At 70.6% G+C, this 19060-nt stretch carries 20 protein-coding genes; 11 read left to right on the top strand and 9 right to left on the bottom strand.

The window, feature by feature from the left end; all coding sequences use genetic code 11:
* The first annotated feature begins 72 nt into the window (after positions 1 to 72).
* Both ACQPYZ_RS22445 and ACQPYZ_RS22440 read left to right on the top strand, forming a co-directional pair.
* The gene (locus ACQPYZ_RS22445; RefSeq protein WP_433159287.1) at positions 73 to 1536 is read left to right on the top strand and encodes an ATP-binding protein; all 1464 of its coding nucleotides are present in this window, start codon (positions 73 to 75) and stop codon (positions 1534 to 1536) included.
* A complete protein-coding gene (locus tag ACQPYZ_RS22440; protein ID WP_433159284.1) occupies positions 1533 to 2189 on the top strand; it encodes a response regulator transcription factor in 657 nt (218 codons plus the stop codon). The genes ACQPYZ_RS22445 and ACQPYZ_RS22440 overlap by 4 nt, the downstream gene beginning before the upstream one ends.
* Before the next feature lie 69 nt (positions 2190 to 2258).
* Here the strand turns inward: ACQPYZ_RS22440 and ACQPYZ_RS22435 are convergent, their stop codons facing one another.
* A complete protein-coding gene (locus ACQPYZ_RS22435) occupies positions 2259 to 2762 on the bottom strand; it encodes a hypothetical protein (protein WP_433159281.1) in 504 nt (167 codons plus the stop codon).
* Between the two features lie 136 nt (positions 2763 to 2898).
* Between ACQPYZ_RS22435 and ACQPYZ_RS22430 the strand changes: the two genes are divergently transcribed.
* The 6 genes from ACQPYZ_RS22430 (at position 2899) to ACQPYZ_RS22405 (ending at position 7961) form a co-directional block, all read left to right on the top strand.
* Complete coding sequence (locus tag ACQPYZ_RS22430; protein WP_433159278.1) at positions 2899 to 4251, top strand: PLP-dependent aminotransferase family protein; 1353 nt, start codon at positions 2899 to 2901, stop codon at positions 4249 to 4251.
* Between the two features lie 177 nt (positions 4252 to 4428).
* Positions 4429 to 5277, top strand: coding sequence for a pyridoxal 5'-phosphate synthase lyase subunit PdxS (gene pdxS / locus ACQPYZ_RS22425; RefSeq protein WP_433169731.1), 849 nt, complete (start codon positions 4429 to 4431; stop codon positions 5275 to 5277).
* A complete protein-coding gene (locus tag ACQPYZ_RS22420; protein WP_433159275.1) occupies positions 5274 to 5846 on the top strand; it encodes a DUF6891 domain-containing protein in 573 nt (190 codons plus the stop codon). Before pdxS ends, ACQPYZ_RS22420 begins: the two co-directional genes overlap by 4 nt.
* Positions 5843 to 6436: a pyridoxal 5'-phosphate synthase glutaminase subunit PdxT gene (pdxT, locus tag ACQPYZ_RS22415; RefSeq protein ID WP_433159272.1), complete on the top strand. Its 594-nt coding sequence runs from the start codon at positions 5843 to 5845 to the stop codon at positions 6434 to 6436. The genes ACQPYZ_RS22420 and pdxT overlap by 4 nt, the downstream gene beginning before the upstream one ends.
* A gap of 33 nt (positions 6437 to 6469) precedes the next feature.
* On the top strand, positions 6470 to 7234 hold the full coding sequence (locus tag ACQPYZ_RS22410) for a YebC/PmpR family DNA-binding transcriptional regulator (protein ID WP_132316240.1): 765 nt from the start codon (positions 6470 to 6472) through the stop codon (positions 7232 to 7234).
* Positions 7235 to 7418: 184 nt separating this feature from the next.
* Entirely contained in the window at positions 7419 to 7961 is a 543-nt protein-coding gene (locus ACQPYZ_RS22405) for a hypothetical protein (RefSeq protein WP_433159268.1), read from the top strand.
* Here ACQPYZ_RS22405 and ACQPYZ_RS22400 read toward each other — a convergent pair.
* Genes ACQPYZ_RS22400 through ACQPYZ_RS22365 form a run of 8 tightly spaced genes read right to left on the bottom strand, consistent with a single transcriptional unit; the run spans position 7958 to position 15742 of the window.
* The gene (locus tag ACQPYZ_RS22400; protein ID WP_433159265.1) at positions 7958 to 9229 is read right to left on the bottom strand and encodes an aminotransferase class V-fold PLP-dependent enzyme; all 1272 of its coding nucleotides are present in this window, start codon (positions 9227 to 9229) and stop codon (positions 7958 to 7960) included. The two genes, ACQPYZ_RS22405 and ACQPYZ_RS22400, sit on opposite strands and share 4 nt — an antisense overlap.
* Before the next feature lie 36 nt (positions 9230 to 9265).
* Positions 9266 to 10090, bottom strand: coding sequence for a phosphoenolpyruvate hydrolase family protein (locus ACQPYZ_RS22395; protein ID WP_433159262.1), 825 nt, complete (start codon positions 10088 to 10090; stop codon positions 9266 to 9268).
* A gap of 2 nt (positions 10091 to 10092) precedes the next feature.
* Positions 10093 to 11310: a Tm-1-like ATP-binding domain-containing protein gene (locus tag ACQPYZ_RS22390; RefSeq protein WP_433159259.1), complete on the bottom strand. Its 1218-nt coding sequence runs from the start codon at positions 11308 to 11310 to the stop codon at positions 10093 to 10095.
* Position 11311: 1 nt separating this feature from the next.
* A complete protein-coding gene (locus ACQPYZ_RS22385; protein WP_433159256.1) occupies positions 11312 to 11674 on the bottom strand; it encodes a cupin domain-containing protein in 363 nt (120 codons plus the stop codon).
* A gap of 3 nt (positions 11675 to 11677) precedes the next feature.
* On the bottom strand, positions 11678 to 12733 hold the full coding sequence (locus ACQPYZ_RS22380) for a Gfo/Idh/MocA family protein (RefSeq protein ID WP_433159253.1): 1056 nt from the start codon (positions 12731 to 12733) through the stop codon (positions 11678 to 11680).
* Positions 12730 to 13554, bottom strand: a complete 825-nt coding sequence (locus tag ACQPYZ_RS22375; RefSeq protein WP_433159250.1) for a carbohydrate ABC transporter permease — start codon at positions 13552 to 13554, stop codon at positions 12730 to 12732. Before ACQPYZ_RS22375 ends, ACQPYZ_RS22380 begins: the two co-directional genes overlap by 4 nt.
* A 5-nt stretch (positions 13555 to 13559) precedes the next feature.
* Complete coding sequence (locus ACQPYZ_RS22370) at positions 13560 to 14456, bottom strand: carbohydrate ABC transporter permease (protein ID WP_433159247.1); 897 nt, start codon at positions 14454 to 14456, stop codon at positions 13560 to 13562.
* Positions 14453 to 15742 carry an ABC transporter substrate-binding protein gene (locus tag ACQPYZ_RS22365; protein WP_433159244.1) on the bottom strand — a complete coding sequence of 430 codons (1290 nt, stop codon included), beginning with the start codon at positions 15740 to 15742 and terminating at the stop codon, positions 14453 to 14455. The genes ACQPYZ_RS22370 and ACQPYZ_RS22365 overlap by 4 nt, the downstream gene beginning before the upstream one ends.
* 161 nt (positions 15743 to 15903) lie before the next feature.
* Here ACQPYZ_RS22365 and ACQPYZ_RS22360 point away from each other — a divergent pair, with 161 nt between their 5' ends.
* From ACQPYZ_RS22360 to ACQPYZ_RS22350, 3 genes are read left to right on the top strand one after another with little or no spacing between them, the layout of a single operon-like run.
* On the top strand, positions 15904 to 17328 hold the full coding sequence (locus tag ACQPYZ_RS22360) for a PLP-dependent aminotransferase family protein (RefSeq protein ID WP_433159241.1): 1425 nt from the start codon (positions 15904 to 15906) through the stop codon (positions 17326 to 17328).
* Positions 17329 to 17370: 42 nt separating this feature from the next.
* Positions 17371 to 17832: a hotdog fold domain-containing protein gene (locus tag ACQPYZ_RS22355; RefSeq protein WP_433159238.1), complete on the top strand. Its 462-nt coding sequence runs from the start codon at positions 17371 to 17373 to the stop codon at positions 17830 to 17832.
* Positions 17833 to 17870: 38 nt separating this feature from the next.
* Positions 17871 to 19031 (top strand): GNAT family N-acetyltransferase, encoded by a 1161-nt coding sequence (locus ACQPYZ_RS22350; protein WP_433159235.1) that lies wholly within the window; start codon positions 17871 to 17873, stop codon positions 19029 to 19031.
* Positions 19032 to 19060 lie beyond the last annotated feature (29 nt).

Raw genomic sequence — 19060 nt, 5'->3', positions numbered from 1 at the left:
GGTGATCACGTGGGACGCTGGACCCGCCGGCCGGGATCTCCCGGCCGGCGGGGGCGGGACGGCAAGTGGGTGATGAGTGCGATGTGGGGGATCGGCTCGGGGGAGGGGCCACGCTCGGTGCGCGCGCGGATCCTCGCGTGGGTGCTGCTGCTGGCCGCGGTCGGGATGGCGGGCGCGGCGGGGACCGCGTACGTGCTTGAGCGGCGGCGGATCGACGTACGGATCGAGCAGGCGCTGCAGCAGGAGGTGTCGGAGTTCGCCGAGTTCCGCCGGTCGGCGGTGGACCCGCGCGACGGCGGGCAGTTCACCACGCTGGAACGGATGTTCGAGGTCGCGCTCCGGCGGAACGTGGCCGACCACCACCAGACCCTGGCCGCGTACCTGCCGAACAAGACGCTCTCGCCGATCGGCGGCACGCTGGCGCTGCACGCCGATCCGGCGTTCCGGGACCTGGTGGCCGGCTCCCGGCAGCCGACGTCGGGGGCCTACCGGTCGCCGGACGACGGTGAGATCCGCTACTCCACCGTGCCGGTGCGGCTGGGGGAGGAGCGCGGGACGTTCGTGGTGGTGTACTTCACCGCGCCGGAGCGCTCCGAGCTGACCGAGGTCTTCCAGATCTACTCGGTGGTGGCGGTCGCCGCACTGGCGGTGATCGCGCTGGCCGGCTGGCTGGCCGCGGGCCGGTTACTACGGCCGATCAGGGACGTCCGGCAGACCGCGCAGCAGATCAGCGAGACCGACCTGGTCCGCCGGATCGTTGTCCACGGCAACGATGACGTGTCCTCGCTGGCCCGCACCTTCAACGCGATGCTGGACCGGCTGGAGGAGGCGTTCGCCACCCAGCGCCGGTTCCTCGACGAGGCCGGGCACGAGCTGCGCACGCCGATCACGATCGTCCGCGGCCACCTGGAGCTGATGAACCCGCGCGACGCCGACGAGACCGAGGAGGTCCGGGAGCTGCTGCTGGACGAGCTCGACCGGATGAGCCGCTCGGTCGAGGACCTGATCGTGCTGGCGAAGGCGGAACGGCCGGACTTCCTGCGCACCGACGTGGTCGACATCGGCCGGCTGACCGACGTCGTCCTGGACAAGGCCCGGGCGCTCGGCGACCGGTCGTGGCGGATCGACCAGCGGGCGGAGGCGTGGGTCGTGGCCGACGGCCAGCGGCTCACCCAGGCGCTGGTCCAGCTGGCCGAGAACGCGGTGAAGTTCACCCGGCCGTCCGACCAGGTGGTGATCGGCTCGTCGGCCGACGGTGACACCGTGCGGTTGTGGGTCCGCGACTCCGGGCCCGGAATCCCGCCGGAGGACACCGAGCGGATCTTCGAGCGGTTCGAGCGCGGCCACAGCGCGATCCGGGCGGACGGGTCCGGTCTGGGGCTGGCGATCGTCCGGGCGATCGCGGAGGCGCACGGCGGTTCGGTGGCGGTCGAGTCCGGCCCGGGCCGGGGAGCGACGTTCCTGCTGCGGATCCCGCGGGTCGTCGTACCGGCCTGGAGCTCACCGACGGCGCCGACCGAGGAAGTGGTGCTGTGAGCCGGGTGCTGATCGCCGAGGACGAGGAGCGGATCGCGTCCTTCGTCGCCAAGGGGCTGCGGGCCAACGGGTTCACGCCGACGGTGGTGGGCGACGGCCGGTCGGCGCTCGAGCACGGGCTGACCGGTGAGTTCGACCTGCTGCTGCTCGACCTCGGCCTGCCGGTGCTCGACGGGTTCAGCGTGCTCGGCCGGCTGCGGACGGCCGGCAGCACGATGCCCGTAGTGATCCTGACCGCGCGGAGCTCGGTGCAGGACACGGTCGCGGGGCTCGAGGGTGGAGCGGACGACTATCTCAGCAAGCCCTTCCGCTTCGAGGAGTTGCTCGCGCGGATCCGGCTCCGGTTGCGGGAGGACCGCACCGGCGAACCGACGACGCTGCGCTGGGGCTCGCTCGCGCTCGACCTGCGGGCGCGCTGCGCGGTGGTCGACGGGAAGGTCGTGCCGCTGACGGCGCGGGAGTTCATGCTCGCGGAGACGTTCCTGCGCAACGGCGGCCAGGTGCTGTCGCGCGAGCTGCTGCTGAGCCGGATCTGGGGATTCGAGTTCGACCCGACGTCCAACGTCGTCGACGTGTACGTCCGGTACCTGCGCCGCAAGCTCGGTGCCGAGCGCTTCGAGACGGTGCGCGGCGCCGGCTACCGGCTCGTGTAGCGCCGCGCACCGTGCCTCCCGTGGGGTGAGAGGCCTCGGGAGGGGTCAGAGGCTTAGGGGCTCAGGGCGTCAGAGTCGGCGGCACTGGTCCTCTTTGTTGCCGCCGACAATGTTTCCGGTCCCGCCCGGGGCGGGCACGTTCGACTTGCACTGCAGGTTGCCGTTCACCCGGTTGCCGGCGAAGTACTGCGCGCCGCGGTTGGTGAACGACTGGATGTCGCCGCCGACCCGGTTGGAGCGCAGCGACGCGGTCCCGCCCTGCTTCAGCTGGATGCTGCCGCCGACGGTGGACGACGTGATGATCACGCCCTTGTGGTTCTCGGCCTGGATGTTGCCGACGACCCGGATCGCCGACGCGCCGAGGGTCGCGCCGCGCTCGACCTTCAGGGTGCCTTTGACGGTGGTCCGGCTGAGGTTGCAGGTGGCGCCGGCCGGGACCCGCAGGTTGTCCACGGTGATCGCCCCGAGGCTGCCGCGGCAGACACGTTCCTCGGCGACGGCGACGGGGGCGGTCAGGACGCTGCCGGCCAGAACCACGGCGCCTGCTCCGGCCACGATGATGGAGCGCTTCATTGATGTCCTCCGGTCTCGGGACGGCCGGTCCGGCCGTCTGCGGAACACTCTGGCCGGGCCGGATGAGAGCACCGTGAAGCGTCGATGAGATCGGCTTCATCGAAAGCCACTAGTCCAGTCGTGGCAGACTGGACTTATGTGGCGGGAGGGCGACCTCGACCCGGTGGACGGGACGAAGACCGAGCAGGTCGAGGCGCTGGTGCTGCGGCGGATCGAGCGGGGTGACCTGTCGATCGGGTCGCGGCTGCCGTCGGAGCGGGTGCTGGCCGAGCGGTTAGGGCTCAGCCGGGTGACGGTGGTCCGCGCCCTCGATCAGCTGCGAGCGGAGGGCGTACTCGAGACCAAACGCGGCTCCGGGACCGTCGTCCGGCCGCTCGACCGCCTGCTGGATCCGATCGCGCCCGCATCGACGGTGACCGCCGGGGACAAGCCGCTGCTGGATCTCAGGTTCGCCACGACCGCCGCACCGCACGACGTCGCCGAGGTGGCCGCGCAGATCGTCCAGGACGGCCTCCCGCAGGCCATGGGTGGCGACGGTCCGCCGCCGGGCGGCTCCCTCGAGCTGCGTACGGCGCTCGCGGAAAGGCTCACCGTCGAGGGCGTACCGACCGAGCCCGACCAGCTCACGCTGACCGTGGGAGCGGCCGCCGGACTCAACGCCGCGCTGGCCGGTCTGGATCTCGGCCCGGGGGTGGCGATCACCGAGACGCCGACGTACCCGGCCGCCTTCGACCTGCTCCGCAAGCACCGCCTGGACGTCGCCGGCTGGCCCGCCGGCGTCTGGGACACCGACCAGCTCACCCACCTCTGCCGGCGACACCGCCCGAAGGTCATCTACCTGCAGGCCGACAACCACAACCCGACCGGTCTCAGCCTGCCGCCGGACCGTCGTACGGCGGTCGTCGAGATCGCCCGGCGGTACGGCGCCGCCCTGATCAGCGACGAGACGATGCGGCCGCTCTGGCTGGCCGGTGGCGAGCAGGCCGAACCGCTGAGTCGCTATCCGCGGACAGTCAGCGTCGGCTCCTTGAGCAAGACGGTCTGGGGCGGACTGCGGGTCGGCTGGGTGCGGACGGGCAAGCAGCTGCGGCGGCGCATCAACACCGCGGCTCAGTTGAGCGTGGCATCGCCGAGCGCACTGGACGACTTGCTGGCGCAGGCGATCGTCGGCCGCCTGGACCGGGTGATCAGCCGGCGCCGGACCCGGCTGCGGGCGAACCTGCAGGCCCTCGAGTCCGGACTGAAGACGCTCGACGGTGTGGCGTGGCCCACGCCGACGGGCGGGATGACGCTGTGGCTCGAGCTGACCGAGACCAGGGCACGGCGGGTGCTGGAGAAGGCGCGGGAGCAGGGGCTGCTGCTCGGCGCGGGGGACCTGTTCACGCCGGACGGGACGGATCGCCGGCACATCCGGATCCCGTTCACGGCACCGCCTGCCACCCTCCGGCTGGTGGTCGCCAGGCTCGGCGAGGCGATTCAGTCCACTTGATCCGAGGTGGACTGAGGATCGGTCGCGGCGTCGCCCTAGGCTGATGCCGTGCCCCAGGACCAGGAGGATGCAGTGACGGACAACCGGACCACCGAGACGCCGCAGACCGAGACCGCGCAGACCGAGACCGCGCAGATAGGGACCCCGCAGACCGGGACCGCGAAGGTCAAGCGCGGGATGGCGGAGATGCTCAAGGGCGGCGTGATCATGGACGTGGTCACCCCGGAGCAGGCCAAGATCGCCGAGGACGCCGGTGCGGTCGCGGTGATGGCGCTGGAGCGGGTCCCGGCCGACATCCGCGCGCAGGGCGGCGTCTCCCGGATGAGCGACCCGGACATGATCGACGGCATCATCGACACCGTCTCGATCCCGGTGATGGCCAAGGCCCGGATCGGTCACTTCGTCGAGGCCCAGGTGCTGCAGAGCCTCGGGGTCGACTACATCGACGAGTCCGAGGTGCTCACCCCGGCCGACTACGCCAACCACATCGACAAGTGGGCCTTCACCGTGCCGTTCGTCTGCGGTGCGACCAACCTCGGCGAGGCGCTGCGCCGGATCACCGAGGGCGCGGCGATGATCCGCTCCAAGGGTGAGGCCGGCACCGGCGACGTCTCCAACGCGACCACTCACATGCGCCAGATCCGGCAGGAGATCCGCCGGCTGCAGAGCCTCCCCGAGGACGAGTTGTACGTCGCGGCCAAGGAGCTGCAGGCGCCGTACGAGCTGGTCAAGGAGGTCGCGCAGGCCGGCAAGCTCCCGGTGGTGCTGTTCACCGCCGGCGGTATCGCCACCCCGGCCGACGCCGCGATGATGATGCAGTTGGGCGCCGAGGGCGTGTTCGTCGGCTCCGGGATCTTCAAGTCCGGTAACCCGGCCCAGCGCGCCGAGGCGATCGTGAAGGCGACCACCTTCTACGACGACCCGGACGTGCTCGCGAAGGTGTCCCGCGGCCTCGGCGAGGCGATGGTCGGCATCAACGTCGACGAGATCCCCCAGCCGCACCGCCTGGCCGAGCGCGGCTGGTGACGACTCCGGAAGGCCTGCTGGCGGTGGACGAGCGGACCGCGCGCGAGCTGCGCGGTCTGGCTCGCGTCCTGGTGCGGTCCGGGTACGCCGACCACGCCGCCATCACGGCCGCTTTGACCGAGGCCGTCCGCGAGGACGCGCCCGCGATGGACCCGGCCGCGCTCGTGCCGCTGCTGATCGGTGAGGCCGTGATCGACCTCGACGCCGAGGCGGCCGGCTGGCCGGAGACCACAGCTCCGAACCGGCTGGACGCCGTACTGGACGAGCTGGAGCGGCGTGGTCTGGTGGTCGTCCGGTATACGTCGGACCATCACGCCGCCAGGCGCGAGCTCGAGGCGGCGGCGGACCCGAAGGGGCTGGTGTTCTTCACCGACACCGACGTCTGGCACGCGGTCGATTTCGGCATGCTCGAGCTGAAGCTCTGGCACCCCGACACCGCGAACGTCGCCCCGGGCGAGCCGCTGCTGGACGACATCCTCGCACTCCTGAACGAGAACGGCCTCCCGGCCACCTTCGACGAGGGCCGCATCGAGGTCACCATCGACTGGCAGCGAAGGGTAACGCTATGACCGTCATCGGCGTGTTCGCGCTGCAGGGCAATGTGCGCGAGCACGTGGACATGCTGCACCGGGTCGGCGTCGAGGCGGTGCCGGTACGGCGGCCGGCTGAGCTCGAGCGGGTCGACGGACTCGTGCTCCCGGGCGGCGAGTCGACCACGATGGACAAGCTCGCCCGTGCGTTCGAGCTGTTCGAGCCGCTGCAGAAGCGGATCGCCGACGGGATGCCGGTGTTCGGCACCTGCGCCGGGATGATCATGCTGGCGAACGAGATCACCGGCGGCATCGAGGGCCAGGAGACGCTCGGCGGCTTGGACGTCACGGTACGGCGGAACGCGTTCGGACGGCAGGTGGACTCCTTCGAGGCCGACCTGGACTTCGCCGCGTTCGACACGCCGTACCACGCCGTGTTCATCCGGGCACCGTGGGTGGAGCGGGTCGGACGGGAGGTCGAAGTACTCTCGACGGTGAGGTCAGGACCTGCCACGGGTAGGATCGTCGCGGTCCGCCATGATCGGCTGCTGGCCACGTCGTTCCATCCGGAGTTGACCGGGGACGCCAGGCTGCACGGGTACTTCGCCGAGCTGGTCCGGGGCCGCTGAGTCTGTGTAGTAGGTAGAAGGGTTGGGTTCGCCATGTCAGGCCACTCCAAGTGGGCCACCACGAAGCACAAGAAGGCCGTCATCGACGCGAAGCGCGGCAAGCTCTTCGCGAAGCTGATCAAGAACATCGAGGTGGCCGCCCGGATGGGCGGTGGCGACCCTGGCGGGAACCCGACCCTGTACGACGCCATCCAGAAGGCGAAGAAGTCCTCGGTCCCGAACGACAACATCGACCGCGCGGTCAAGCGCGGCTCGGGGGCCGAGGCCGGCGGCGCGGAGTACCAGACGATCATGTACGAGGGCTACGGCCCGAACGGCGTGGCGATGCTGGTCGAGTGCCTGACCGACAACCGCAACCGGGCCGCGGCGGACGTCCGGACGGCGATGTCGCGCAACGGCGGCTCGCTCGCCGACCCGAACTCGGTCGCCTACCTGTTCAACCGCAAGGGCGTCATCGTGCTCGCCAAGGAGCAGGACGGGAAGTCGCTGTCCGAGGACGACGTGATGGAGGCCGTGCTCGAGGCCGGCGCCGAGGAGGTGAACGACCTCGGCGAGTCCTGGGAGGTCGTCACCGAGGCCACCGACGTGGTCGGCGCCCGGACCGCGCTGCAGGACGCCGGCATCGACTACGAGTCGGCCGAGGTGCAGTTCGTCCCGTCGATGACGGTCGAGCTGGACGCCGACGGCGCCGGCAAGATCTTCCGCCTGATCGACGCCCTCGAGGACAGCGACGACGTCCAGAACGTCTACGCGAACTTCGACGTGTCGGACGAGATCATGGAAGCCGCCAACGCCTGACCGGGCACCGGAGAAGTTCGCGTAGGCGCGCTGCGCTGATTCTCGTCTCCGACGAGCGGCGACGTCTCGGACGAAATCATGGAAGCAGCCAACGCCTGACCGGGTAGGCCGCCAACGCCTGATCGCTCGTTCTCGACGGTCGTTCGGGGGTCACGTAGTCTGCGAGGGGGCGGAGGAGACTGCGATGAACCAGGGCTTGCTGAACTCGTTGACGGACGCCGAGCGGATGCTGGTCGCCGGGACCGAGCGGGCGGTGCTGAAGGATCTGGACGAGGACGAGCTCCTCGACCTGCACCAGCGGATCCGCCGCGCCCGGACGAAGTACGTGAAGAACTACCGGCGGGGCGCGAGTGCGGCGGTCGCGCCGTCGGGCGGCCGCGGGAAGGCGTACCCGAAGAACCAGCGGGACCGTGACAAGGCCGAGTTGTTCGAGACGGTCCTGTCGCGGGTGAGCCGTGAGGTCGCGTCGGCGGCCACCCGCGCGGCGAAGGAACTGCGCGCCGAGCGGCTCGAGGCGGCCCGGTCGGCGAAGGCCGCGGTCAACGGACCGGCGAAGGCAGCCGCCCCCGCGCCGGCGAAGCGCGCGACCGCCCAGCCGAAGCCGGCCGTCTCGACCAAGCGGGCGGCGACCAAGCGGGCGGCGACCAAGACCACCGGCGGGCTGAAGAAGGACGCGTCGACCCGCGCCGCCGGGGCGCGTCGCCAGGCCAAGCGCGACGCGCGTTAGTTGATCGAGGCAACCGCCTTGACCACGCGCTCGACCTCCTCGGGCGTGGTCACGATGCCCGGGCCGAAGCGGAGCAGGGGATCGTTGTACGGCGTCACGCTGGCCACGATCCCGTGATCGCGCCGGAGCGTGCCGGCCGCCTGGTGTGGAGCGACCCCGTCGATCGAGCACATCACCAGCCCGGCTGACAGCTCGGCGGCCTTCGGCGTGGCCAGGGTGACCGAGGCGATCCCGGCCAGCCCGTCCTTCAGCTGGGTCGCCTGCTCGGTGATGCGCGCCCCGATCCGGGACCGGCCGATCGCCGCGTGAAACTCGAAGGCCTCGGCCAGCGCCCAGCGGTGCTCCGCCGAGTGATAGCCACCCGGCGTCGCCAACCGGCCGGGTGCGTCGGGCATCGAAAAACTCGGGATCACCGGCGCGATCGCGTCCCACGACTTCGACCACAGCACGCCGGTACCGCGCGGGCCGTGCAGCCACTTGTGAGTCCCGGTCGTGAAGAAGTCGCAGCCGAGGTCGGCCACCTTCGTGTCCACGGCACCGAAGCCGTGCACGCCGTCGACGAACAGGAGCGCCTGGTCGGCCGGTGCGCGACCGGCGTTGACCGTCCGCAGCATGGCGGCGATCTCAGGCACCGGCAGCCGGACGCCTGTCGACGAGTGCACCCAGGTGACCACGACCAGCCGGGTTTGCGGTCCGATCGCCGCCTTCAACCTGGTGACCGCGTCACCAGCGGTCGCGGTCGCCGGAGCGTCGTACAGGCGGACTCGGCGTACTCGCGCGCCGGTCCGGGCGGTCAGCTTCTGCAGGGCGTCGTACGTGCCGAAGAAGTCGTGCTCGGTGGTGAGGACGTCCTGCCCGGGCTTGAGTTTGAGGCCGCCACAGACCAGTCCGGTCCCCATCGTGGTGCTGTCGGTGAGCGCGACGTCGCCGGGCTGGGCACCGAGGTACTCGGCCGCGGCCGTCCGGACCCGCTCCTCGTACTCGATGTCCTTCTCCAGGTAGCCGGCCGGATCGGCGTCGAGGCCCGCGCGGTGCCGGTCGATCGCCTGCCGCACCGGGGCCGGGTGCGAGGCGAAGAGGAACGACGCGAAGTGCGCCAGCTTCGGATCCAGCGCGAACTGCGCCCGCACCGACGCCCAGTCGTTCGGGTCGAACTGCTGGGACGGCGTCGGGGTGTCCGCCTCGCCCGCCGTACACCCGGTCAGCGCCACCCCGGACGCCACTCCGTACACAACCCCGGCCCCCAGCACCGCCCGCCTGCGAATCATCTCCCGTTGATACCGCACCCCGACCCGGTTGAACAGCTACGGCCGGCGCAGGTTCACGAAAGTGCTGGTCGTCGCGGTGATCGCCTGCTCGGTCGGCAGCCGCTCCATCGAGGACGCACCGTAGAAGCCGTCGATCGACGGGCAGAGTTCGAGGATCCGCCGGACGTCGTCCGGTTCGGCGATCGGGCCGCCGTGGCACAGCACGAAGACGTCCGGCCGGACCGCCCGCGCCGCGGCCGTCCACTCGTCGATCAGTACGGCGCACCCCTCGAGCGTCCGCGCGGTCCCGGCACCGATCGACCCGCCGGTGGTCAGGCCGAGGTGGCAGACCACGATGTCGGCGCCGGCCTCGGTCATCGCGGTCGCGTCCGCGGCGGAGAACACGTACGGCGTGGTCAGCAGCCCGAGCTCGTGGGCGGTGGCGATCATCGCGACCTCCTCGGCGTACCCCATCCCGGTCTCCTCCAGGTTTGCCCGGAAGGTGCCGTCGATCAGGCCGACCGTGGGAAAGTTCTGCACGCCGGAGAAGCCGAGGCCGGTCAGGCGGCGGAGGTACTCGGTCGGCTGGTAGAACGGGTCGGTCCCGTTCACGCCGGCCAGGACCGGCGTGTGCTTGACCACCGGCAGCACTTCACGGCCCATGTCCAGCACGATGTCGTTCGCGTTGCCATAGGCGAGCAGCCCGGCCAGCGAGCCGCGACCGGCCATCCGGTAGCGGCCGGAGTTGTAGATCACGATCAGGTCGATTCCACCGGCCTCCTCGCACTTGGCCGACAGCCCGGTGCCCGCACCGCCGCCGACGATCAGCTCACCGGCTGCCCGCTTCGCCCGCAGTCGCTCCAGGATGGCCTCGCGTTCCATACTCAGTTCCCCTTCTGCAGGTAGGTGTTCAGCATGTTCGCGGCTGCGTGGGCGAAGGCCTCGTCGTTGATCGCGGCATCGACTTCCACCAGCTCGACGACCGAGCGGTCCAGGGTGTCCCGGATCGCGCCGAACAGGGCGGCGTCGGCGTCCGGGTCGTGGAACACGCCGCCCCCGACCGCGATCGCGGACACCCCGCGGAGCGGCAGCAACAACGCGGTCGGCCCGGTCGCGCCGTTCAGCCGCAGCGCCAGCCGGCGGCCGAGCTCGGCGCACTCGGCCGGCGTCGTCCGCATCAGCGTGACGCTCGGGTTGTGCACGAACAGCTTCCGGTCCGCGAACTCCGCGGGCACCGTGTCCCGCGGCCCGAAGTTGACCATGTCCATCGCCCCGACCGAGACCACCTGCGGGATCCCGGCCCGTCCGGCCGCGGTGAGCCGGTCCGGCCCGGCGGAGAACACCCCGCCGACGAGCTCGTCGGCCAGCTCGGTCGTCGTGAGATCCAGGACGCCGGCCAGTTGACCCGAAGCCGCGAGCGACTCGAGCGTCCGCCCACCGGTCCCGGTCATGTGGAACACCAGCACCTCGTACCCGAGCTCGCCCAACCGTCCCCGCGCCGCGTCCACGGCCGGCGTGGTCACGCCGAACATGCTCGCCGCCACCAACGGCTTGTCGTCGGCGACCTCGACCGGCTCGGCGGTCACCATCCCGGCCACGGCCGCCGCCGCGTTCGCCAGGATGCGGGCCGACAGCCGGTTCACCCCGGCCACGTCGACCACGCTCGGCATCAGCACCAGGTCGGTCTCCCGCAGGTACGCCGACGTGTCGCCGGCCGCTGCGGTCGACACGATCACCTTCGGTACGCCGAGCGGCAGACCACGGAACGCCTCGGCGGCGATCGACGTACCACCGGTGCCGCCGAGGGCGAGGGCGCCGTCGCACCGGCCCTGATCGGACAATCGGCGGACGACGGCCGCCGCGCCGGCAGCCATCGCGGTCACGGCCGCACCGCGATCAGCCGCATCGCGCAGCGCCGCGAGATCGGCGGCCGCCGCGGCGGCCACGTCCTCGCGCGGGACGTCGGCGGTCAGCCGCGGCTCGCCCAGCACCCCGGCATCGACCACGACCACCGTCAGGCCCGCCGCCGTCAGTCGGTCGCGGACGAACGCGTACTCCTCGCCCTTGGTGTCGAGCGTGCCGAGCAGCACCACGGTCGGCATCTCACTCACCCACCGTCTGCCGGTCCGGCGCCGAGAACGAGATGACGAAGATCGCCTCGTCGGTGCCGACGTTGCGGGCGTTGTGCAGCGCGCCCGCCGGGATGCTGATGGTGTCGCCCGGCCCCATCGTCACCTTGTCGTCGTCGACGGTGTGCTCGATGGTGCCCTGCAGCACGTGCAGCACCTCGTCGCAGTTGGGGTGGTAGTGCCGCGGGTTCTGCTCGCCCGGACGGATGTAGCACCGGCCGACCGTCATCGTGTCGGAGTTGCCCAGGGCACCGGAGACCATCCACTCCAGCCGTCCCCACGTCTGGTCCTCGACCTGGACCGCGGCCGCGGGGGTCATCCGGCTCTTCTCTGCCATCTGTCAGCTCCCAGTTCGTCGATACAGCTCGTACAGCTTGAGGATCTCCCGGACGTCGGCGAGGGTGCCCTTCTCCGGAGGCTTGCCGGCCAGCACGCTCTCGCAGAAGTGCACCACCTCGGGCACGTACCCGAGGTAGAACAGGTTCTTGTTGTAGAGCTGGCCGAGTGAGAACTCCGGCTCCCAGTGCAGCGGCGCGACCTCGTCCGGGGTGACGAAGGACGCCGAGCGCCCGTACGGCAACGAGGCACCGGCCCGGTAGTAGGTCAGCCGTACGCCGTTGTCCACGACCACGTTGGCGCCGTCGCCGACCACCTCGACCCGCTCCAGCGGAGCTCCGGTGGCGGATCCGGCGGCGAGGTGGAGCGTGCCGACGGCTCCGGACTCGAACAGCAGGCTGGAGACGCTGGCCCCGGTCGTCGGCTCCCACTCGTAGGTCAGCCGCCGTACCGGGCCCATCAGGTGGGTGAGTACCGCACCCGGGTGGAAGATGTGGTCCAGGAAGCCGATCATCCGGACGTCGTCGGACCGGTCGGCGGGCGCCGGCAGCGACTGCGGGTAGCGCACCGAGATCGAGCTCGGCGTACCGAACTCCGGCGTCGCCAGGATCGCCTTCACCTTCTCCATCGCCGGCGTGAAGATCTTCTTCAGCCCAGTCATCACGGTCAGTCCGGTCTCGTCGGCGGCCGCCTGCAACCGGTCCAGCTGCGCGAGTCCCGCGGCCGTCGGCTTCTCCATCCACACGTGCGCGCCCGCGCGCAGACAGTCCTCGGCCAGCGCCGTCGCCTGGACGTCGCCGTCGGCCGTGTAGGAGGTGACGATGAAGACGGCGTCCGGCCGCTCGGCGGCCAGCATCTCGCGATGGTCGTCGTACGCCGACGGAGCGCCGAAGCTCCGCGCGTACGTCCGGGCGCGGTCGAGCTGGACGTCGCACACCGCCACCAGGTCGACCGGCGCGTACTGGAAGGTCGGATAGACGTTGCGGTACGAGTGGCCGCCCGCGCCGATGAAGGCGCAGCGCAGCCGCTCGGGATACTCGAACTGATAGGTCACGGTCATCGCAAGGCTCCAGCCACGAGGCCACGGGTGAAGGATCGCTGCAACACGACGTACACCAGCACGGACGGGATCATCGCCAGCACGATGCCGGCGAACAACGCGCCCGAGTCGGCGCTGTACTGGCCCTGGAACTGCACCAGCCCGAGCGGGATCGTCCGCTTCTCCTGGCTGAACAGCAACAGCAGCGCCAGCTGGTACTCGTTCCAGGCGCCGAGGAAGCTGAACACGCCGACCGCGAGCACGGCCGGCTTGGCCAGCGGCAGCATCACGCTGCGGAAGATCCGCCAGTCGCCGGCCCCGTCGACCCGGGCCGACTCGATCAGCTCGTTCGGCAGGTCCCGGAAGAAGTTGCGGGCGATGAAGACCCCGAGCGGTACGCCGCCGGCGACCAGGATCAGGCCGAGGCCGACCCGGCTGTCGACCAGGGACATCTCCCGCAACTGGTAGAACGTCGGCACCATGATCGCCTCACCCGGCAGCGTCATCACCAGCAGGTAGGCGTAGAAGATGCCGTTGCTCCGGCCCTTCGTCAGCTTGCCGAAGGCGTACCCGGCCGGGCAGGTGACGGCCACGGTCAGCGCGGTCACCGCGACCGCGATCACCGCGCTGTTCACGAAGTACGTGCTGAAGTCGCCGGTGGTCCAGACGGTCCGGAAGTTCTCCCAGCGCCACTGACCGGGCAGGCCGAGCGGCTCGCCGAAGATCTCGGTGTCGTTCTTGAACGCGCTGAACGCGGCCCACAGCACCGGCACCATGGTGGCGCCGGCGATCACGGCCACCAGCACGACCAGCGTGTGGTGCCATCGGCTGACGGTTCGCATCGTGCTCACCTTCCCATCGCGGCGCGGTCACGCCAGCGGTTGAAGCCGACCGAGATGACGACGGCGATCACCGCGATACTCAATCCGGCGGCTCTCGCGGTGCCGATGTCGCCGAGGCTGAACGCCTGCCGGTACGCGTAGACCGCGACCAGCTCGGTGGAGCGGTCCGGACCGCCCTCGGTCATCGACCAGACCGTCCCGAACCCCTTCAGCGCGTTGATGAACGCGAGGACGACGACCAGGCTGATCGCGTTGTGCAGCGACGGCACGGTGATGTTGCGGAACCGCTGCCACGGCCCGGCGCCGTCGATCGCCGCGGCCTCGTGCAGCGCCGGGTCCACCGCCTGGATCGCGGCCAGGAAGATCACCAGGTAGAAGCCGTACGCCTGCCAGGCGCTCGCGACCCCGACGGCCGGCAGGGCGAACGTCGTACTGCCCAGCCAGGGCTCGACCAGCCTGTCCAGGCCGATCGCGCCGAGGAATCCGTTCAGCAGCCCGATGGTCGGGTGGTAGAGCTGGCTCCAGATCACGCCGACGACGGCCAGCGACATGATGTGCGGGACGAACGCCAGGCTCCGAAACAGGGTCTGCGCCCGGCGCCAGCGGATCTCGCTGATCAGTGCCGCCAGCAACAGTCCGCCGCCGACCGCGAGCCCGAGGTGCATCGCCCACCAGATCACCGTCCGGCTCAGCGCCCGCAGGAACGCGGGGTCCGTCCAGACGTTCGCGTAGTTGTCGAACCAGGCCCGGTGCATCACCGGGGCGATGCCGTCCCAGGTGTAGAAGCTCAGCTGGATCCCCCGCAGCAGCGGCAGGAACAGGAAGACCGCGAGCAGCAGCAACGACGGCAGCAGCATGACGGCGATCAGCGCCGTACGTCTCGAACCAGTGCGGGTCGTCATCGGCTCGCCGCCAGTTCGTCCTGCACGGCCTGCATCGCCCGCTCGGGGGAGAGGCGCCGGGTCAGCAGCCCTTGGACGGCTTGGTACCAGGCCTCCTTCGCGGCGTCCGGCAGGTACACGCTCGGGTTGAAGCCGGTGCCCTTGGCAACCTTGTCCAACCCGTCCTGGACCGCCGGGTCGAGCTTCAGGCCCGCCGGGACGACCTGCGCCGGCACCAGCGTCCGGCCCTCGGCCGCGGTCAGCTCCAGGTACTCGGGACTGGCCAGCCAGCGCAGCCACTCGACCACCGCGGACCGGGACTTCGTGCTCTTGTTGACGACCCAGCTCAGCGCCAGCCCCGCGGTCGGCAGCGCTTCGGCTTCCGCATCGCGCGGCGGCATCGGAAACGCGCCGTACGCCGACACGTCGACACCGTCCTGCCGCGCGTCCGCCATCGACCCCTGCGGTACGACGGTCATCGCGCCACCGCCCCGCCAGAACGCGGCCTGGGCCTGGCCACCGTCGAGCGCGGCCGCCTGACCGCCGTCGACGCAGCCGCGCTCGATCAACTCGGCCAGCATCCGGCCGCCGGTGACGACCGCGGGGTCGGCGAACGACGCGGACCCGGCCAGGATGTCGCTCATCAGGTCCCGACCCGCGGATGCCTGCACGAGCGAGCCGAGCAGCCAGCCACCGGCGAAGTTGTCCCGGGCCCCGGCCAGCAAGGGCTTCACGCCCGCGTCCTTCAGCTTCCCGCAGGTGTCCAGGAAGGCGTCCCAGTCCTTCGGGACGTCGAGACCGTGAGCCGCGAAGATCTTCTTGTTGTAGTACACCTGGAACACGTCCAGGCCCTCGACGATCTCGTAGACGCGGTCGTCGTTGCCGGCCCGGGTCTGCCGGACGACCTCCGGCTGGAACCGGTCGGCCAGGCCGTTGGTCGCGAACACCTCGTCCAGCGGCCAGATCAGCCCGGCGTCGGCGAGCAGGCCGACCCGGCCCGGACCCGAGTTCACCAGCAACAGGTCCGGTCCGCTGCCGGACCGCAGCAGCGTCTGTACGCTGCCCTCCTCGAACGAGACCGCACCTTTCACGTACTCGACGTCGATGTCGGGATGCTGCTGCTCGAACGCGGCGACCGTGGCATCGGTGTAGGGGAAGTCGGATCCCATGATGCGCAGCGACCGGAACGTGTCCTGTGGGCCGCCGGCGTTCAGCGACCCGGTGCCCGGTGCGGCGACCGTGGCACATCCCGGCAGCGTGACCACCGTCGTGACGGCGAGCAGCAAGGCACCCAGTGTCGACCTCATTGCGCCTCACCTCACAGACCAATTCGTTCCCACTCGGTTCAATGAGCGCTAGATTGGCTTCATTGAAGACAGTTCTCTAGAGCCACATCAACGAAATTGGACTCTGTTTCGTGATTCCGGACGGCAATGGCCTCAGATTCTCGGCCGATGAGCTCGCGCGGATGCTCGTCGGCACGGGCGCGCGCTCGGGTCCGCTCTACCGGCAGTTGAGCGAGAGCCTGGCGGAGTTGATCGACCGCGGTGAGCTGCCGCCGGCCGCCGTACTCCCGCCGGAGCGTGCGCTCGCGGCGGCCCTGACCGTGAGCCGGACGACGGTGGTCGCGGCGTACCAGGCGCTGCGGGAGAGCGGGCGGCTCGAGCGCCGGCAGGGGAGTGGGACGCGGGTCAGCACGGCGCACGCCCGGGAGACTGTTTCCGGCGGAATGCTGGCCGGGGACCACGCGGCCAGCCAGTTCCTGAACGGGCCGTTGGCAACGATCGACTTCGCCACCGCCGCGCTGCCCAGCCTCGACCTGGTCGCCGACGTCGCGGCCAGTCTGACCCGCGACGACTACCTGCGCCTCACCGGCACGCACCACGGCTACCACCTGCGCGGGCTGCCGGCGCTGCGCGAGCGGATCGCCCGCTGGTACAGCGATGCAGGGATGCCGACCGCGCCGGAGGAGATCCTGATCACCTCCGGTGCGCAGCAGGCTTTGGAGTTGGTGGCGCGTGGGTGCGTGCAGCCCGGGGACGGGGTGGTGGTCGAGCAGCCGACGTACCGCGGGGCTCTCGAAGCGTTCGCCCGGACGGGCAGCCGGCTGCGAACCGTGCGGACCGACGCCGATGGGCTCGACGTCGCCGCGCTGGAGGCCATGCTGGCGACCGAAGCGCCGCGGCTGGTCTACGTGCAGACCGCCGCCCACAATCCGACCGGCGCCGTGCTGTCCGAGGATCGCAGGCAGCGGCTGGCGAAGCTGCTCGACCAGCACGAGGTCGTGCTCGTCGACGACACCTCCCTCGCGGGTACGTCGTTCGACGGCCGGCCGACGGCGCCCGCGCTGACCACGCACGAGCGGCTGGTGACCATCGGCTCGATGAGCAAGCTGTTCTGGGGCGGGTTGCGGCTGGGCTGGATCCGGACCGTCCCGCAGGCCGTCTCGCGGTTCGCGCAGGTCCGCGGAATCACCGATCTCGGCAGCTCCCTGATCGCCCAGGAGGTCGCCGTACGGCTGATGGACCACCGCGACGACGCCGAGGCGGAACGTCGTACGGCGTTGCCGGAAGGATTGCGCACGCTGACCGAGCTGCTCGGCCGGCACCTGCCGGACTGGACCTGGCGCGAACCGCAGGCCGGTGCGTCCCTGTGGGTCCGGCTGCCGCAGGGTGACGCGACGCACTTCGCCCAGATCGCTCTGCGGTACGGCGTCGCACTGCTGCCGGGCGCGGTCTTCTCGGCCGACGGGAGCACCGACAACCACACCCGGCTGCCGTACGCGTTGCCCGCGGCGACCTTGCAGCAAGGTGTCACCCGACTGGCGCAGGCCTGGACCGACTACCTGAACCGCGCGACCGTGGACGTCACCCTGACGTCCACGGTCACGTGATGGGCTCGACGTCGTAAGTAACTCGCGGGTAACATGCGCGGCATGGCGAACCAAGTGCTGGGAATGTGGGAGAAGTTGCGGACGGTTCCGGGCGGGGACCGGGTGTTCTCACGCGGGTTCACCTGGAAGGCGCCGTACTTCCGGTCGATCCGGCCGCGGTTCGTGCAGGTCAGCCCGAACTACGCGGCCCTGGTGCTGCCGAAGCGGCGCGCCGTGCACAACCACATCGGCACCGTCCACGCGATCGCCGTCTGCAACGGCCTGGAGGCGGCCATGGGCGCGTTGGCGGAGGCAACCATCCCGGACGGCAAACGCTGGCTCCCGAAGGGCATGGAGGTCGCCTACCTCGCCAAGTCCACGACCAGCCTCACCTGCTCCGCCGAGACCGATCCCCAGTCCTGGACCACCGGCCCCGACGTCCCCGTCCACGTGAAAGCCACCCGCACCGACGGGACCGTGGTGGTCGAAGGCACCATCCACCTCTGGGTCACCGACAAGAAGTAGTTCGCCCGACGAAACCGGCGACGCGTAGGGTCTGCGGGGTGAGTGACGGGTTGCGGTTCGTGGATGTGGCCGAGGACCAGCTGGATGCGGTGATCCGGGTCAGGGCGCGGTCGTTCGGGATGCTGGCGGCGGGGGATCGGGAGCAGTGGCTGCGGGACGCCCGCGTGTTCCTGCAGGACGGGCGGTACGTCGGTGTGGCCGACGGGGACGAGGTGGTGGCGGCCGCCCGGTTCTGGGACTTCGAGCAGTGGTGGTGCGGTCGCCGGGTGCCGATGGCCGGCGTCGCGGGGGTGGTCGTCTCACCGGAGTACCGCGGGCGTGGTGTCGGCAGCATGCTGATGCGCGGAGTGCTGCAGCGGGCCGTGGACAAGGGCTTCCCGCTGACCGGGCTCTATCCGGCGACCACGGTGATCTACCGGCATCTCGGCTACGAGTTCGGCGGTGGCCGGTACCGGTACTCCTTCCCGGCGGCCGATCTCCGTGCGCTCGGCGGCAAGGAGGTCGACGTACGGCGGGCCGGGCCGGAGGACGCGGCGCGGTTCCTCGAGGTGGTCGGGCAGTTGCACGAGCGGCGTCGTACCAGCGGTCCGCTCATCTGGCCGGTCCAGCAGGTCACGGAGTGGCTCGCGGACGAGGACAACTTCGCATACCTCGCCGACGACGGATTCGTCGTCTACAACTGGTCCGGCTCCGACCTGTGCGTGGACGAGCTTGTGGCCGGTTCCGAGGCGACCGCCCGCGCACTGTGGGCCACTGTCGGCTCAGGGTCGTCCATCGCGAGCACTGTGCAGGCGTACATCTCCCCGAACGACCCGGTGCACCTCATGATCGAGCACGAGGCCCACAAGGACGTGCAGCACCAGCGCTGGATGGTGCGGCTGCTCGACGCACCGGCTGCGATCGCCGCACGCGGATACGCGCCGGACGTCGCCGTAGAGGTCGATCTGCGCATCGACGACACCGACGTACCGGCCAACAGCGGCGACTGGCACCTGTCGGTCGCCGACGGCTCCGGACGACTCACCCCGACCCAAGCCGGCGGGGACGTCCTTCACCTGGGACCGCGCGGTCTCGCGGCTCTCTACGCCGGTACGCCGCTGGCCACGCTGCGTGCGAGTGGTCTGGCCTCCGGCGGAGCCGCTGCCGCCCTCGACATGGTCTTCGCGGGCGCCACGCCGTACATGCTCGACTACTTCTGATCGCGCTGCCGATAGGGTTGTCGAACAAA

The sequence above is a fragment of the Kribbella sp. CA-247076 genome, assembly GCF_050942445.1.
Taxonomy (GTDB): Bacteria; Actinomycetota; Actinomycetes; order Propionibacteriales; family Kribbellaceae; genus Kribbella.
Note: the sequence above shows the minus strand (reverse complement) of the source record. Positions and strands in the feature narration are given on the sequence as shown.

Bases quoted from the DNA above. Each gene is read 5' to 3' on its own strand.
- ACQPYZ_RS22360 (WP_433159241.1), top strand. From the start codon at position 15,904: ATGCTCGTCGGCACGGGCGCGCGCTCGGGTCCGCTCTACCGGCAGTTG.
- ACQPYZ_RS22395 (WP_433159262.1), bottom strand. From the start codon at position 10,090: ATGGAACGCGAGGCCATCCTGGAGCGACTGCGGGCGAAGCGGGCAGCC.
- ACQPYZ_RS22410 (WP_132316240.1), top strand. From the start codon at position 6,470: ATGTCAGGCCACTCCAAGTGGGCCACCACGAAGCACAAGAAGGCCGTC.
- ACQPYZ_RS22375 (WP_433159250.1), bottom strand. From the start codon at position 13,554: ATGCGAACCGTCAGCCGATGGCACCACACGCTGGTCGTGCTGGTGGCC.
- pdxT (WP_433159272.1), top strand. From the start codon at position 5,843: ATGACCGTCATCGGCGTGTTCGCGCTGCAGGGCAATGTGCGCGAGCAC.
- pdxS (WP_433169731.1), top strand. From the start codon at position 4,429: ATGGCGGAGATGCTCAAGGGCGGCGTGATCATGGACGTGGTCACCCCG.
- ACQPYZ_RS22405 (WP_433159268.1), top strand. From the start codon at position 7,419: ATGAACCAGGGCTTGCTGAACTCGTTGACGGACGCCGAGCGGATGCTG.
- ACQPYZ_RS22385 (WP_433159256.1), bottom strand. From the start codon at position 11,674: ATGGCAGAGAAGAGCCGGATGACCCCCGCGGCCGCGGTCCAGGTCGAG.
- ACQPYZ_RS22430 (WP_433159278.1), top strand. From the start codon at position 2,899: ATGTGGCGGGAGGGCGACCTCGACCCGGTGGACGGGACGAAGACCGAG.
- ACQPYZ_RS22435 (WP_433159281.1), bottom strand. From the start codon at position 2,762: ATGAAGCGCTCCATCATCGTGGCCGGAGCAGGCGCCGTGGTTCTGGCC.
- ACQPYZ_RS22355 (WP_433159238.1), top strand. From the start codon at position 17,371: ATGGCGAACCAAGTGCTGGGAATGTGGGAGAAGTTGCGGACGGTTCCG.
- ACQPYZ_RS22390 (WP_433159259.1), bottom strand. From the start codon at position 11,310: ATGCCGACCGTGGTGCTGCTCGGCACGCTCGACACCAAGGGCGAGGAG.
- ACQPYZ_RS22380 (WP_433159253.1), bottom strand. From the start codon at position 12,733: ATGACCGTGACCTATCAGTTCGAGTATCCCGAGCGGCTGCGCTGCGCC.
- ACQPYZ_RS22370 (WP_433159247.1), bottom strand. From the start codon at position 14,456: ATGACGACCCGCACTGGTTCGAGACGTACGGCGCTGATCGCCGTCATG.
- ACQPYZ_RS22400 (WP_433159265.1), bottom strand. From the start codon at position 9,229: ATGATTCGCAGGCGGGCGGTGCTGGGGGCCGGGGTTGTGTACGGAGTG.
- ACQPYZ_RS22365 (WP_433159244.1), bottom strand. From the start codon at position 15,742: ATGAGGTCGACACTGGGTGCCTTGCTGCTCGCCGTCACGACGGTGGTC.
- ACQPYZ_RS22445 (WP_433159287.1), top strand. From the start codon at position 73: ATGAGTGCGATGTGGGGGATCGGCTCGGGGGAGGGGCCACGCTCGGTG.